This window comes from Streptomyces colwelliae (assembly GCF_048158785.1).
GTDB lineage: Bacteria > Actinomycetota > Actinomycetes > Streptomycetales > Streptomycetaceae > Streptomyces.
In genome coordinates this window covers 1-16,213 of record NZ_JBLTJC010000241.1, presented here as the reverse complement: position 1 = coordinate 16,213, position 16,213 = coordinate 1, and the positions used below count along the sequence as shown (strand labels likewise).

The following is a 16,213-nucleotide window of genomic DNA, read 5'->3' as shown; positions in this document are numbered from 1 at the left end:
GTTGGGCCGTGGCGGCACCGGTGTCGGTATCGGGGGTGGGGAGCAGTTCGGCGTTCACCGCGAGCGTCGCCACGGTCACCTTCACGCGGACCGGGGTGGCGTCCGGTGTCGACGCGATGTACGGCAGGGGGAGCGAACGGCCCTCGCCGCGCCCGGAGTTGGTCGCCGCGACCGCCGCCGTGTCGGGGCCCAGCTTGCGTTGGCGCTGGTCGATGTCGAGGGCGAGCTGGCCCTTGATCGTCCAGTACGGCAGCGCGAGGCGGCCACCGGTCAGCGCCGGAGTCGCGGCCGGGGTGTCGGTGCTGTCGGCGCTGGTCACGCGCACCATCCGGTCCACGCCCAGCAGTTGGACGTACGCCCACACATCGTGCACGCCCCGCTCCAGCGGACGGCCACCCGCCAACCGCTCGGGATCCAGGGACAGTCGACCGGTGGCGATCACCTGCGAACGGCCGTCCCCGAGGGGCTTCAGCCGTACCTCCAGGTCGCCCTCCGGGTACCACCAGTCCTCGCGGTCCCGGTCCTTGACGACCAGTTCCGCGTACGCGAGCCGGAAGGGGTCGGGGACCTCCCAGCCGTCCTCCGTGCCCGGCACACCGGAGAGCAACTCCGGGTCCAGGTACTGCTTTCCGTCCCGTTCGACGAGGACGAGGGGCTCGCCGTCGCCGCGCAGCAGGTCCAGCGTGACGTCGGCCACCAGACGGCCGTCCGCCCAGCGCAGGTCGCCGATCTCGCTGCGGGGCTTGATCTCGCGGACGCGCTCCGCGAGGGTCACCGCGCCGTCGAAGTCGCCGGCTTCGAGCAGGGTGGCGCGCAGGCGGGAGACGGCGGGGAGGCCTTCGCGTACGGCTGCGGGGAACTCCGTCAGGGCCAGTTCCCGGGCCGCCTCGAAACGCTGCCGCTGCTCGGCCGGGTCCTCGCGGAGGATCTCGGGTTCGCGGGTCCGGGAGAGGATCTCCACGTGGTAGTTGCGGTGCAGCAGCCGGTTCTGGAGTGCGTCGACGTCGTCCGAGGGGGTGGTGCCGTCCTTGATCTGGCGGACGATCGTGCGGACATTGGGCCAGAACCCGAAACGGGGATTGAAGCGGTGCTGGGTGTTGTTGCCGCCGTCGTCCCGCTTCATCCAGTAATAGACGGGATAGTCGGCGAGAACCGAGATGCGCTCCGCCTTCAGATAGGCGGCGCTGACGAACAACATGTCCTCGAAGAACCACGGTCCTTCCGGGAACCGCAGGTCATGCTTCTCGACGAACGCCCGCCGGAACATCTTGTGCGGCGTCATGCTCTGCATCAGCTCGTCGTTCTCGATGGTGCAGGCATCCACCGTGTGCCGGAACAGTCGCCGGGGCCGCACCATCGTGCTGGACATCTTGCCGAGGACGACGTCCGCGTCGTTGCGCTTCGCGTGCTCGTACAGCCGCTCCAGGGCCTCGGGCCCGAGCGTGTCGTCGTGGTCGACGAATTGGATGTACTCGCCTTTTGCGTGCTTCATGCCGAGATTGCGTGGCGCGCCCGGCCAGCCTGAGTTGGGGCGGGTATGCACCTGGACGTTCGGGTGTGCGCCGGCGAGCTTCTCCAGCCGGACCAGCGTGTCGTCGGTCGAGCCGTCGTCGACGTAGAGCACCTCGTACTCGTCGGCGGGCAGGCTCTGCCCGAGCAGTGAGGGCGCGCACTCGTCGATGTATTTCCCGGTGTTGTACACGGGAACGATCACGCTGACTTTGACTCTCGACATTCCCCGGACCCTTTTTCGGCTGATAAATAAAGGCCGAAGTTAATTTGCGCAGGGAAAGTCACTTGGCGGCCTCATGAACTTACCACGACCTTACCGTACCCGTCATGTGCAAATTTGGTGAAGTGCCGGTTGATTGGCTTGGCTTGAGGTGTGGGCGGTCGGTAGTTTTGTCCGTGTTGGTAACGGAAAGGCCGCTTCGCCATCGTTGTCACGCAGAATGTAGGGATAGTCACGGCCTGTGTATCTGCTGTGTGCAACCAATTTGCTAATTGCCCTTGACTCCCTTTATCCCACTCATATTTAGTCGCCTCTTACGTCATTCATAGGGTGGTCTTACTTGGGCGCGCCCGAAGAAGCAGCGAGGGGTGGGGTGTGCGCACGCGTACACATCTGGCCGGGGGGCTGGCCATGTTGGCCGGTCTGTTCCTGGCCGCTACGGGGGTCGTGACGTTGGCGTCGCCACAGGCGGCGGCTGCCACGTGCACGGCGGGGACGGCGAACGACTTCAACGGCGACGGCGTGGGAGACCGGGTGATCCCGGACCCCGGCGCCACGGTGAGCGGTGCCAGGGGCGCGGGGCTCGTGCGGGTCGTCCTCGGCGGCGGCAAGGGGGTCGCCGAGATCTCCCAGGCGACGACGGGCATGCCGGCCACACCCGAGACCGGTGACGGCTTCGGGATCTCCTACGCGGGTTACGACGCGGACGGCGACGGCTGTAGCGACCTGGTCGTGGGTGCGCCGTACGAGGACATCGTCAAGGACGGCGTCAATCTCGTCGACGCCGGAGCGGTCTACGTCATCCACGGCACGCCCACCGGTATCGGGGCGGGCTCCACCATCGAGGGGTACAGCCAGGCGGCCTTCGACTCGGCCACCACGACCGAGGCGTACGACTGGTTCGGATTCGCGCTGAACGCGGGTACGGCCGCGAGCGGTTCGCCGTATCTGGTCATCGGGGTGCCCGGCGAGGGAGTCACCCTGAGCGGCAAGACCTACACCGACGCCGGCTGCATCGAGTACGTCCAGGGCAGCACCAAGGTCTCCCTGAGCCAGAACTCCACCGGGGTGCCCGGCGACCCCGAGATGAACGACCGCTTCGGCTACTCGCTCACCGGGACCAACCGCTACTTCGCGGTCGGCACTCCGGGTGAGGGTGCCGGCGACCTGGAGTTCGCCGGCGGGGTCGCGGTCTTCAGCCACACTCTCTCAAGTGGCATGCCCACGCCACTTCTGGGTCTGGGGCAGGACAGCACCGGCATCGGCGGCGCGTCGGAGGCCGGGGACCGCTTCGGAGCCTCGGTCTCCATGACCGGGTACCGGCCGAGCGACCAGACGTACAACTCCGATGTGCTGCTCGCCGTCGGGGTCCCCGGCGAGGACATCGGCACCACGGCGGACGCGGGCGGTGTCGCGGTCATCCGCGTCCAGCCGTCCGGCGCGTACACCCAGGTCGCGGCCTTCGACAACAGCGTGGCGGATGTCGAAGGGGACGCGGTGGCCGACGACTTCATGGGCCAGCGCGTGGCCATCATCAACACCGACTCCAGCGTCGTGACCACCTCGGCGAACGTCCGCCTCGCCGTCGGCGAACCCGGCAAGGACACGGCGACGGTCAAGGACGCGGGCGCCGTCCACCTCTTCCGCCCTCTCGACACCGCCCTCGGCACGGCCGACAAGGTCCTCACCCGCGGCTCGGGGCTGCCCGGTACCGCGACGGCCCGTGACTACACGGGCATGGCCCTGGTCACCGGGTCCACCTACCTCTACGTGGGCGTGCCGTACAGCAAGGCGTCGGACACCTCGAAGGGCGTCCTCTACGTCCTGCCCTGGACGGACGTCGACGGCACGACGAGCACCGGGACCACCACCTACCAGCCCGGCTCGGGCGGACTGCCCGACGCGGGCGCGGCGTTCGGGGCGATCGCGTGAACGGCGGGCCGAGGAGAAGAGAGCACAGCGCAATGAGCACGCGTAAGAGACCCGGACGCCGGCCCCTGATCGCCGCCGCCACCATCGCGGCCCTGCTGACCCCGGGCCTGATCGCGCTCCCCGCCCCCGCCGCGGAGCGGTCCGCGCCGGCCGGCACGAGCGCCACCGACGCGAGCACCGCCGACGGGAGCGGGACCTCGTCCCTCTCCGCGAACGCCGCCCAGGCCAAGGCCAAGAAGTCCGGCAAGGCCGTCGAGATCCAGAGCCTGCGTGACGAGCGCAGCACCACTGTCGCCAATCCGGACGGCACCTTCACGACCACCGAGTACGTCCAGCCCGTCCGCACGCGCGTCGACGGCAAGTGGACGGCCATCGACACCACGCTGGTCAAGCAGAAGAACGGGACCTACGCCCCGAAGGCCGCGCTGTCCGCGATGGCCTTCTCCGGCGGCGGCGACACGACGTTCGCCGAGATCGAGAAGGACGGGCGCTCGCTCTCCCTCGACTGGCCCGGGAAACTGCCCGAGCCGGCGATCGACGGTTCGACCGCGACGTACAAGAACGTCCTGGACGGAGTCGACCTCAAGGTCACCGCGAGCGCCGAGGGTTTCTCGCACGTGCTCGTGGTCAAGGATGCCGAGGCGGCGGCCGACCCTGAGCTGGAGCAGCTCCAACTCCCGCTCGACACGACGTCGTTGGACTTGAAGGAGACCGAGGGCGGTGGCCTGGAAGCCACTGACACCGGGGCCGGGGGCGCCGTCTTCGAGGCACCTCAGCCACTGATGTGGGACTCCAGCGACACCGTCGACTCCAGTGGTACGGCGACTGATTCCAGCGGTACGGCCACGACGCAGCCGTCCGTCTCCCCGTCCCCGTCCGCCACCGGAACCGGCGACGGCACCGAAGCGGTCACGCCGCCCGAGGGCGCCCAGGTCGCCGATGTCGCTGTGGACGTCACGTCCGACACGATGACGCTCACCCCCGACGCCGGTCTGCTCGCCGACGACGACACGGTCTACCCGGTCTACATCGACCCGGTGATCAAGACCGCCAACCGCAGCAGCTGGACCATGGTGTCCTCGGACTCCCCGGGCGACTCGTTCTGGAAGTTCGACGACGACGAGGGCGTCGGCCTGTGCCCTTCCAACGTCTCGGCGCGCTGCTCCAGTTCCTCCGACGTCAAGCGGCAGTTCTTCGCCATCCCGACCGGCACCTTCGCGGACAAGGACATCGTCAGCGCGGAGTTCGCGGTGACACAGGTGTTCACCTACAGCTCCTCGGCCCGCGATGTGCAGCTGGCCCGCGTCAACAGCACGGGCGCCAGCGCCATCAACTCGTCGACGGACTGGGCGAATCAGCCCTCGTCGAAGGCGGTGGTCGACACCCAGTCGACCACGCAGACGGCGGGCTCCTGCACCTCGACCAACCAGAACGTCCGCTTCGACGCGACGAGCACCGTACAGACCGCGGCCGACAAGGGCTGGGACACCACCACGTTCCGCCTCAAGGCGGGAGTCGAGTCCGACACCTCGTACTGGCGCCGCTTCTGCGGCAACGCGCACCTCGAAGTCACGTACAACCGGCCGCCGTTGGAGCCGGTCCAGGACGACCTCCAGATGAAGCCGGGCGGTTCGTGCGAGTACGGCAGTGCCACCGAGCACTACGTGACCCAGGCCCCGCGGGTCTCCGCGGTGATCCGGGACTACGACCACGGCGACACCGGCTCCAACTCGGAGACCCTGCAAGCCCAGTTCAAGGTCACCTGGACGGACAGCTCCGGCAACACGGTCACGCACTACGCGATGACGGCCAAGAAGACCACGGTGGACTCCAGTTGGAGTGAACAGACCGGCGTGGCCACGTTCTTCTACACCGTCGGCAGCGATGTCTCGGGCGACGGCGAGGCGGGCTTCACCATTCCGGCGAACACCACCATCGCCTGGGCGGTGCGCGGTTACGACCAGCAGTCGTACGGCGCCTGGTCCACCGACGGGGACCAGACCCGCTGCGAGTTCATCTACGACACCAGCAAGCCCGCCTCGGCCGCGATCACCTCGGCCACGTACCCGGACGACGAGGCCTGGCACGCGGGCGTCGGCGACTACGGGAACTTCACCGTGGACTCCCCGTCGACCGACGTGACGGCGTACTCGTACTACTTCACCGGCCCGAAGGCCGACAACACGAAGAAGTCGATCGCCGCCGAGTCCACCGGCGGTCCGGCGACCATCCGCTGGATGCCGCCGAGCGAGGGCACCTACGCCCTGCACGTGACCGCGGTCGACGGTGCGGGCAACGCGCAGAAGACGCCAACTGTCCATATCTTCCTGGTCAGTGACGGCCGCGCGCCCGTGGCCGGCTGGACCCTCGGCGACGCCAAGGGCTCGGCGACGGCCGCCGGCAGCAGCGACACCCCGGACGCGACCGCCGGTTCCGGAGTGACCTTCGGCGCGGCGGGCCCGCTCGGCTCGACCGACACCGCCGCCTCCCTCGACGGCACCGAGAACGCCTACCTGGACTCCGGCACGGCCGGCGTCGACACCGGCAAGACCTTCTCCGTGAGCGCCTGGGTCATGCTGCCCACGCTGCCCACCTCGAACGTCACCGTCGTCAGCCAGGACGGCACCGCCCAGCCCGGCTTCGAACTCGGCTACGAGGTCGACAACGCGTCGTGGGCCTTCCGCATCCCCGTCAGCGACATGGAGTCGCTCGGCTCCTGGAAGGTCTCGGGTGCGGCCGCCGTCGTCGGGAGCTGGACCCACCTCATCGGGGTCTACGACGCCGAACTCGGAAAGATGATGCTCTACGTCAACGGTGTCCTCGTCGCCGACGACGTGCAGGCCCGCCACACGACGTGGAGTGCGACCGGCGCCGTGCAGATCGGCCGCAAGCTCTCCCTCGACGGCTACGTCAACCAGCTCAAGGGCAGCGTCGCCGACGTCAAGCTGCACGACCGGGTCATCCCGCCCACCGAGGGCCAGGAGCTCGGCGGTATCCAGCCGCACCAACTCGCCTACTGGCAGCTCGATTCCGCTTCGGGCGGTGTCTCGCCGGAGACGGCCGGCGGTACCGGACTGACGCTGGGCGGCGGCGCCTCCGTCTACCTGCCCGACGACTCCTGCGACCCGGAGGCCGACCCCGACTGCCTGCCCCCGGCCGAACCTCTGTGGGGCGACGGGCACTTGGCGCTCAACGGCACCAACGCCTACGCCACCCGTGCCGCGGCCGGACCGCTCACCGCGCAGGACAGCTTCACCGTGACCGCCCGTGCCCGGCTCGCCTCGGCGAACCCGACGGCGGACGAGACGGTGCTGTCGCTGACCGGCGCCAACGGCAGTGCGATCAAGGTCAAGTACGTCGCCGCCGACGCCCGTTGGCAGCTCGTGGTGACCTCCGCCGACTCGGCGACCCCGGTGACCACGGCGCTTCTCGACAGCGCCGACCCGCCGAGTTCGGAGGGCGACGGCGATCACCTCTCGCTGGTCTACAACGCGGTCTTCGGCGACGTGCTCCTGTACGTCAACGGCACCGCCGTGGCCGACGCCTCCTGGGACAACACCTGGGACTTCAGCACCACGAGTCTCCAGGTCGGCCGCACGCTGACCGGGACGACGGCGAGCGAGTACTTCTCCGGCGCCGTCGACGAAGTCCGCATGTACCAGGGGCCGTTGGACGCCTCGCTGGTGGCGCTCGTGGCAGTGCTGCCGGGCGGCGACAGCATCGACGAGTCCTCGGCCTGAACCGACGACTCCTCGGCCCGAACCGACGAGACCTTGGCCTGACTGGCCGTTCCCCTTTATCAACTAGGAGAGTTGATGTCCCAGTCTCCCTGGTACCGGTCCACGAGACCGGTCTGGCGGAGCGGTCGCAGACGGGCGGCGCTGGTCCTCGGACTGGCGCTGTCCATCGGTCTGCTCCCGCAGTACGTGCCCGAGGCCACGGCCGACACGGGCCTGACCAAGCCGAAGACCCAGACGAACCTCGACGACCCGGTCCGGGGCGAGAACGCCACGGCCAAGACCTTCAAGAAGACCGACCAGGCGAAGAAGGCGGCGGTCAAGAAGGCCGACACCACGCACTGGCCGGCAGCGGGCAGCGCGGACGTCACCCTGTCCGGCAAGGCGGCCAAGGCCAAGGGGCTGCCGGTGTCCGCCAAGGCGGCCGGCGGCACGAAGGCGGCCGACTCCGTCCGCGTCCAGATCCTCGGCCGTAAGGCGACCGAGGCGGCCGGCGTCGACGGTGTCCTGTTCACCGTGGCCCGCACCGACGGGGACGCGTCGCAGGGCGCGGCCCAAGTCGCCCTGGACTACTCGGACTTCGCGGACGCCTACGGCGGCGGCTACGGCTCACGCCTCCAGCTCGTCCAGTATCCCGAGTGCGTCCTGACGACGCCCGAGAAGAAGGCGTGCTCGACCCCGACGTACCTGAAGAGCAGCAACAACGCGGCGAAGCAGACGCTTTCGGCGACGGTCCAGGCGGCGGGCGACACCTCGGGCCCCTCCACCCAGCTGCTGGAGGCGTCCTCCGACTCCTCCGCGACCGTCCTCGCGGCCACCGCGAGCAGCGGCGGTGGCGGCGGCGACTACAAGGCGACGAGTCTGGCCGCGTCCTCGCAGTGGGGTGTGGACACCTCGTCGGGCGCGTTCACGTGGAGCTATCCGCTGACGACGCCCCCGGTCCCCGGCGGCATGCAGCCGACAGTCGGCCTGAGCTACAACTCCCAGTCCATAGACGGCCAGACGGCGACCACGAACAACCAGGGCTCGTGGATCGGCCAGGGCTTCACCTACGACCCCGGCTACATCGAGCGCAGCTACAAAGCCTGCGCCGACGACGGCCACGACGACACCAACGGCGACCAGTGCTGGGCCTACGACAACGCCACGATCGCCCTCGCCGGCGGCACCTCGGGCCAGCTGATCAAGGACGACACGACCGGCGCGTGGCGGATCAGCTCCGACGACAACTCCAAGGTCGAGCACCTGACCGGCGCCACCAACGGTGACAACAACGGCGAGTACTGGAAGATCACGACCGGCGACGGCACCCAGTACTACTTCGGCCTCGACCAGCTGCCCGGCTACGCGAGCGGCAACGAGGAGACGGCCTCCACCTGGACGACCCCCGTCTACGGCGACGACTCGGGCGAGCCCTGCTACAACGCGACGTTCGCCGACGCCTACTGCACCCAGGCCTGGCGCTGGAACCTCGACTACGTCGTGGACCCGCACGGTGACGTCATGTCGTACTACTACGGCACCGAGACGAACTACTACACGCAGGGCCTGAAGACCACCGAGAACGGCAAGGCGTACATCCGCGGCGGCTACCTCAAGCGCATCGACTACGGCCAGCGCGCGGGCAAGGTGTACTCCACCAAGCCGGCCGCGCAGGTCGTCTTCACCACGGCCGAGCGCTGCATCGGCTCCCTGACGGACTGTTCCGCAGCTGCGCTCACGGACTCCACGGCCGCCGACTGGCCGGACGTCCCCTGGGACCAGAACTGCAAGGTGGACACGAAGTGCCCCGGCCAGAACTCCCCGACGTTCTGGACCCGCAAGGAACTGACGAAGGTCACCACACAGATCCGCACCGGTGACTCGACATACACCCCGGTCGACGAGTGGAGTCTCACCCACGTCTTCACCGACAACGGCGACGGCTCCAAGTCCCTCTGGCTGAGCAAGATCGACCACACGGGCAAGGTCGGCACCGCTGTGTCCGTACCCTCCGTGGAGCTGTACGGCACCCAGCTCGCCAACCGCGTGGACACGACCGGCGACAACCTCCAGCCGTTCTACCGCTTCCGCCTCTCCGGCGTGAAGAACGAGACGGGCGGCGCGCTCAGCGTCAACTACGCCGACACGCAGTGCACGACGAGCACCGTCCCGGCCGAGGACTCCTCCACCAAGCGCTGCTTCCCGGTGAAGTGGGTTCCGCCGGGCGCGACGGACACGATCGTCGACTGGTTCCACAAGTACGTCGTCGCCTCGGTCGTCCAGACCGACCTCACCGGCGACACCGCCGACCAGGTCACCTCGTACACCTACGGCGGTGACGCGGGCTGGCGCAAGAACCCGGCCGACGGCATCACCAAGGACGAGGACCGCACCTGGAGCGACTGGCGCGGCTACGGCAAGGTCACCGTCGTCACCTCCGACGGCACCAACTCCGCCGCCAACACCAAGACCGAGCACGTCTTCTTCCGCGGTCTCGACGGTGACGTCGACAAGGACGGCGACTCCCGCTCGGCGACGGTCACCGACTCCAACGGCGTCTCCTATGAGGACACCGACTGGAAGTCCGGCCAGGAGCTGGAGACGATCACGTACAACGGCTCCGCGGTCACCGAGAAGTCGGTGACGGTGCCGTGGACGAGCGTGACCGGGACCCAGACGGAGAGCTGGGGCAATCGCAAGTCCCGTTACATGTCGACGGGTTCGACGGACACGTACACGGCTCTCGCCGTGGGCGGCTGGCGGCACACCAAGTCGACGACGACGTACGACACCGCGACCGGCCGGGCGACCCAGGTCGACGACGACGGCGAGGTCGGTGTCGCCGACAACCAGTGCACCCGCACCGAGTACGCCGACAGCGCGAGCCTGCACCTGTACTCGTACGTGTCTCGGGTGGAGAAGGTCGGCGTCGACTGCTCCTCGACCCCCGACCGCACCAAGGACGTCATCTCCGACGACCTGACGTACTACGACGGTTCGACGACGCTGGGCGCGGCTCCCACCAAGGGCGACGCGACCACGACGAAGCGGCTCTCGTCGTACAGCGGCACGACGGCGACGTACCAGACGACCGCCGTGACGACGTACGACGACTACGGCCGGCCGCTGGTGGCGAAGGACGCGACGACGGCGTCCTCCTCGACGCAGTACACCTCCTCCATCGCCTACACGGACACCTACGGCCTGGCCACCAAGTCGACGGTCACCAACATCGACGGCTGGACCACCTCGACCGAGTACGCGCCGCAGTGGGGCCTGGCGAGTGCCAAGGTCGACATGAACGGCAAGCGCACGGACCTCGCCTACGACGGCCTCGGCCGCCTGGTGTCGGTCTGGCTCCCGGACCGCCCCAAGGCGTCGAGCTTCACCGCCTCCCTCAAGTACGCGTACCTGGTCCGCGGTGACGACGGCCCGACCGCCGTTCAGACGCAGAAGATCCAGGCCGACGGAACGACGTACGGCAGTGAATGGTCGCTGTACGACGGCTACTTGAGGCCCCGTCAGGTACAGACGCAGGGCGCGGGCGGTGGCCGTATGGTCGCCGACACCCTCTACGACGGCTCCGGCCGCGTGGTGCAGGTGAACGACACCTACTACGCGTCGGGCGCTCCGTCCTCCACCCTCTTCGATCCGGTCCTCGCCGACCTGGACGCGACGACGGTCACGCAGTACGACGGCGCCGGCCGCGCCACGGCCTCGGTCTTCAAGGTCCAGGGCACGGAGAAGTACCGCACGACGTACGCCTACGGCGGCGACCGCGTCACGACGACCCCGCCGGCCGGCGGCACGAAGACGACGGTGGTCACGAACGGCCGGGACCTGGCCACGACCCAGATCGCGTACCCGACGGACGGCGACGCGGTCACCACGTCGTACGGCTACAACGCGGCCGGCCAGTTGAAGACGGTCACGGACGACGAGGGCAACAACTGGTCCTATGCCTATGACCAGTTGGGCCGCAAGAAGAGCGCGGTCGACCCGGACACGGGCGCGTCGTCGTACACGTACGACGATCTGGACCGCCAGACCTCGGTCACGGTCAACGGTGACAAGACGTCGACGCTCTACGACGAGCTGGGCCGCGCGGTCTCGACCTGGCAGGGCGAGGCGACGACCGGCACCAAGCTCTCGGTGACCAAGTACGACACGGTCGCCAAGGGCGAGTTGTACGGCGTCTACACGTACAAGGACGGCGCGGTCTACTCGTCGGTGACCTATCCGGTCCTCGACGAGACCAACGACTTCAAGCCGACCTCGACGAAGTACTACCTGTCGAAGACGGCCGAGCCACAGCTCGGCGGTACCTACGAGTACACGACCCAGTACAACCGCGACGGTTCGGTCCAGGGAGAGGGCCTGCCCGCGGCGGCCGACCTGTCCGGTGAGGCACTGGGGTACGTCTACGACGACCTCCAGCGTCCGGTGGGTCTCAACTCGTCGCTGGGAGGCCTGAGTTACGTAACGGACGCGTCGTACTCGCCGACGTCGAACCTGGAGCAGCTGGAGCTGTACACCGGTGAGTCCACGGCGAAGAAGACGTGGATCACCAACACCTTCGAGGCGGGCACCGACCGCCTGACCAACTCGCGGGTGGACGTGGAGGGCGCGTCGAGCGTCGCCTACGACGCCGACTACACGTACGACGCCTCCGGCAACGTCCTCTCGATCGCGGACACGCCGACCGGCGGCACGAGCGACGTGCAGTGCTTCACGTACGACGGCCTCCAGCGGCTGTCCGACACGTGGACGTCGTCGGTGACGCCCAACGGCGCGAGCGGCACGGGCAGTTCGGAGTCGGCCTGCTCCTCGGGCGCGTCCTCGTCGACGGTCGGCGGCGTCTCGCCGTTCTGGACGGAGTACGGCTACGACTCGCTCGGCAACCGCAAGAGCGAGACCCGCCACGGCCTGAACGGGGCGGCGACGTCCAGCCGTTCCTACGTGTACGGCGACGGCTCCGGCCCCAACGGTACGGACTCGGGCCCGCACACGGTGTCGTCGGTGACGACGAAGACCGACGCGACGGCCACGACCCCGCAGGTCACCTCCCAGGACTCGTACACCTACGACGCGTCGGGCAACACGGCGACGCGCGTCCTGTCCGGTGACACCCAGTCCCTCGCGTGGGACAAGCAGGGCGAGTTGACCACGGTCACGAACGCCGACGGGACGGTGACGTCGTACAAGTACGACGCGTCCGGTGCGCGGCTTCTCCAGGACACCCCGACGGAGAAGACGTTCTACCTGCCCGGCATGGAACTCCACTACGACAAGTCCACCGCGAAGGTCACGGCCACCCGGTACTACTCCTTCGGCGCCACGACGGTCGCGATGCGGGAGGCGGACGGCGTCCACTTCCTCGCCTCGGACCACCAGGGCACGGCGGAACTGGCGGTCGACGCGAAGACGGGCACGACGACCCGTCGCCGTACGGATCCCTTCGGCAACGCGCGGGACGAGTCGTCGTCCTCCTCGTCCTCCTCGACGGGCTGGGTCAACGACAAGGGCTTCGTGGGCGGCACCATCCAGGCGTCCACAGGCCTGACGACACTGGGGGCGCGGGAGTACGACGCGGACACGGGCCGCTTCATCTCGGCGGACCCGATCGTCGACTACACCGACCCGCAGCAGATCAACGGGTACGCGTACGCCAGCAACAGCCCGGTCACCCTGAGCGACCCGAGCGGCTTGTGCCCGAAGGACATCTGCGACGGCTACGGCCAGAACACCGGGGATACGCAGTACGTGCATGCGGGGTCGTCCAGTACAGGGTCCACCAAGACCCAGAGCGGCACCGGCTCGACGGACACCTACACCCCGGCCAAGGCGAAGGCGGACGAGGCCCGCGAGAAGGAGGACGCGGCCAAGGCGAAGGCCATCGCCATTGCCAAGGAACTCGGCAAGATCATCGCCGACGAGCTGGGGATCACGGACGCGCTGGACTGCTTCACGACGGGGAGCCTCGGGTCCTGCGGGGCGACCGCGGCGAACGTGGTCGGTTCCCTGATCGGCGGCGGCCCCCTCGGCAAGCTCTTCGCGAAGTACTTCCTCCGCGCCGACAAGGCGATTGCGCTGGGGAAGCGGATCGTCGGTCTTGGCAAGAAACTCTGGGACGACTTCAAGGACTGGAAGAAGAGCAAGAAGGCGGCGGAAGCGGCTGAGGATGCCGCCAAGGTGTGCAAGGTCAACAGTTTCACCCCCGACACCCGGGTGCTGATGGCCGACGGCTCGACGAAGAAGATCGAGGACGTCGACATCGGCGACAAGGTCCTCGCCACCGACCCGGAGACCGGCAAGACCAAAGCCGAGACCGTCACTGCCGAGATCAAGGGCACCGGCCTCAAGCACCTCGTCAAGGTCACCGTCGACATCGACGGCAAGAAGGGGACCAAGACCGCGTCGGTCACCGCGACCGACGGACATCCCTTCTGGGTGCCCGAACTCGGTGAGTGGGTTGATGCCACAGGCTTGCAGTCGGGGGAGTGGCTGCGCACCGACTCGGGAGTCCGCGTCCGCGTTGCCGCGGTCGAGCGTTGGACCACCCTGGAGGCGACGGTTCACAACCTCACCGTCGCCGAACTGCACACGTACTATGTCGTGGCCGACGGAATCCCTGTCCTGGTACACAACAGTTCGTGGTGTACCGAAGAAGAGCGTCTTGGGGACGCGGCTGACATTGCCAAGGGGCATGCGGACAGTAAGCATGCCGGGGACTTCCCTGGTGTGGACGCCAAGGGGCTCGACGATCTCACCAAGGACGTGATGTCGAATCCCTCTAGGACCAAGGAACTGGGCGGAGGGCGGAAGGCGTACCTTGGCAAGGACGGATCGACCATCGTGATCCACGATCCGATGCATGCCGACGGTGGAACCGTCTTTCGGCGAGACCCGGCGAAGCTGGAAAAGTACTGGGAAGAGCTGGACTGATGCAAGTACCAGAGACGGCGCCGCGCGGGTTGCTTACGGACGAGGAGATCAAACTGCTGAGGCGGGCTCTCCTTGAATGGGATGGGCCGGCACGGTGCAGCGATCAGCTTGCTGTTGGCATGGGGTTCGCCGACGCGCAGGATCTGTACGACCAGTGCGACAGGTTGCGAGATGCGCTTGGCGACGACGTCCCGTTGGCTCCGGTGGACTGGGCTCGCACACTCTTGGCCGTTGAGATCGTGTTTGTCAGCGATCTCGCGGGTTCGGGCGTCGAGTGGCAGACAACTACGGGGCTCAGCGACGAGTCGACCATCAGAACACTGAGGGCTGTCCAGCGGAAGCTGGCGAGGACCGTGAAGGGCTATTACGGGAGGAGTCCGGGCGCATGACGGCGGCGAGCCGTCCAGGCTTCGCCTTCGATGGGGACGGCCCCGCTGACCGTTGTCAGCGGGGCCGTCCCCATGCGGTCAGAAGCCGGGAATCAGGAATACACACGACCTGGGCGGCTGGCGGCACACCAAGTCCTCGACCACGTACGACGGTTCGACCGGCCGCGAGACGATGGTCGACGACGACGGCGAGGTCGGCGTCGCCGACAACCAGTGCACCCGCAACGAGTACGCGGACAGCGTGAGCGCGCACATCTACTCGCTCGTCTCCCGGGTGGAGACGGTGGGCGTCGACTGCGCCACCACGCCCGACCGCACCAAGAACGTCATCTCCGACAACCTGACCTACTACGACGGTTCGACGACGCTGGGCGCCGCCCCGACCAGGTATCCGGGGGCGCCGGGCAAGGACCAGGAGAGGAGAACCCGCGGTCCAGAACGTGATCGGAACCGTGCGAGGGGTGAAAATCCTGGTGCGTTACGAACCTCTCACCGGAAGGGTTCTCACGGCATTCCCGCAGTGACGAAGTGGTTCAATCGATCTGCTCGTAGCGTCTTCGGCGATTGGAGGATCATGGAGAGAGATGCGCATCTGATGGAAATGTTGCGTGGGCTGGATGATCCCCAATGGCCGGAATTTCCGGCTGACTACAGTGGGGTCGAAGCTGCGGCTTCCTTCAGTCGTCTGGCTGCACAGATTGGTTCGCACTTCTCGACGCGTTGTGAAATCGACCGGGACATCCAGGACTCCGCTCAGTACGGGAGAATCGAAGTGCCCGGGGAAGCCACGGTTTGCGGGACGAGGATCGTTGTCCTGGTGAGCAAGTTCAAACCATTGGCCATGGTGGCGGCTGACAACCCGGGCGCCTTCCTGGGCACGGATGAAGCGTGTGCCGAAGGTGAACTCGACGCGAGTGACCTTGGGAAGATAGAGCAAGCTCTGGCCGGATCAAAGTACGTCACGATTCCGGAAGAACTTCTTACGAACCGCTACGACGGAGCCACTCGCCTGCGTTTTCACGGTTCCGGGGAACCTAGTTGGTGGGACCGGTTCTTCGGTTCTTTCTGATTGGTCCCAAGTAGGAGCAGCTATCAGCCCCGCCGAGTACAGCTCGGCGGGGCTGATCTGGTGTGCGAGGATCGTCAGCCAGCGGCGGCCGGCCTCGGGTCAGTGGACCCGCCCCTCGAAGCACTCGTTCCTCCCCTGCGCCGCCCCCGTTTTCGCCGCAGGCTGGAAGCACGCCCGCACCACAGCCCCCGGCGCGGTCACCGTCATCAGCGTGTAGACGTACGACTCCGCGGCCACGGTGTTTTCCACCTCGGCGCCGTAGGTGTGGCCACCCCTGGTCATCTCGATGCGGTCGCCGACCCTTGAACGTCGAACCCGGCGGATAGGTCTGCCGTACCGCCCGGTTGAGCATCGGCTTGGCGGGGTCGGCGTTCAGCCGGGCCCAACTGCGGTTCGCCGTACGGCCGTTGCCCGACAGGGCGCCGGG

Annotated in this window: 7 protein-coding genes; 5 read left to right on the top strand and 2 right to left on the bottom strand. The window is 67.8% G+C overall.

Translation table 11 applies throughout. The features are described 5' to 3' along the window. The coding region (locus tag ACNFOC_RS36265; protein ID WP_416963279.1) for a glycosyltransferase family 2 protein at positions 1–1,735 on the bottom strand (1,735 nt) is incomplete at its 3' end. A 372-nt stretch (positions 1,736–2,107) separates the two neighbouring features. Between ACNFOC_RS36265 and ACNFOC_RS36260 the strand changes: the two genes are divergently transcribed. From ACNFOC_RS36260 to ACNFOC_RS36240, 5 genes are all read left to right on the top strand, one after another. Then, complete coding sequence (locus ACNFOC_RS36260) at positions 2,108–3,664, top strand: integrin alpha (RefSeq protein WP_416963278.1); 1,557 nt, start codon at positions 2,108–2,110, stop codon at positions 3,662–3,664. Between the two features lie 32 nt (positions 3,665–3,696). Further along, a complete protein-coding gene (locus ACNFOC_RS36255) occupies positions 3,697–7,404 on the top strand; it encodes a LamG-like jellyroll fold domain-containing protein (protein ID WP_416963277.1) in 3,708 nt (1,235 codons plus the stop codon). Between the two features lie 75 nt (positions 7,405–7,479). Beyond that, entirely contained in the window at positions 7,480–14,328 is a 6,849-nt protein-coding gene (locus ACNFOC_RS36250; protein WP_416963276.1) for a polymorphic toxin-type HINT domain-containing protein, read from the top strand. Beyond that, positions 14,328–14,717: a hypothetical protein gene (locus ACNFOC_RS36245; RefSeq protein ID WP_416963275.1), complete on the top strand. Its 390-nt coding sequence runs from the start codon at positions 14,328–14,330 to the stop codon at positions 14,715–14,717. Before ACNFOC_RS36250 ends, ACNFOC_RS36245 begins: the two co-directional genes overlap by 1 nt. Before the next feature lie 172 nt (positions 14,718–14,889). Further along, a complete protein-coding gene (locus tag ACNFOC_RS36240) occupies positions 14,890–15,786 on the top strand; it encodes a hypothetical protein (RefSeq protein ID WP_416963274.1) in 897 nt (298 codons plus the stop codon). 99 nt (positions 15,787–15,885) lie between these two features. Here the strand turns inward: ACNFOC_RS36240 and ACNFOC_RS36235 are convergent, their stop codons facing one another. Beyond that, positions 15,886–16,068, bottom strand: a complete 183-nt coding sequence (locus ACNFOC_RS36235) for a hypothetical protein (protein WP_416963280.1) — start codon at positions 16,066–16,068, stop codon at positions 15,886–15,888. Positions 16,069–16,213: the final 145 nt, after the last annotated feature.

What these genes read in the sequence shown, in the direction of transcription:
- ACNFOC_RS36255 (WP_416963277.1), top strand. Translation starts at nt 3,697, where the DNA reads ATGAGCACGCGTAAGAGACCCGGACGCCGGCCCCTGATCGCCGCCGCC.
- ACNFOC_RS36250 (WP_416963276.1), top strand. Translation starts at nt 7,480, where the DNA reads ATGTCCCAGTCTCCCTGGTACCGGTCCACGAGACCGGTCTGGCGGAGC.
- ACNFOC_RS36245 (WP_416963275.1), top strand. Translation starts at nt 14,328, where the DNA reads ATGCAAGTACCAGAGACGGCGCCGCGCGGGTTGCTTACGGACGAGGAG.
- ACNFOC_RS36240 (WP_416963274.1), top strand. Translation starts at nt 14,890, where the DNA reads ATGGTCGACGACGACGGCGAGGTCGGCGTCGCCGACAACCAGTGCACC.
- ACNFOC_RS36235 (WP_416963280.1), bottom strand. Translation starts at nt 16,068, where the DNA reads ATGACCAGGGGTGGCCACACCTACGGCGCCGAGGTGGAAAACACCGTG.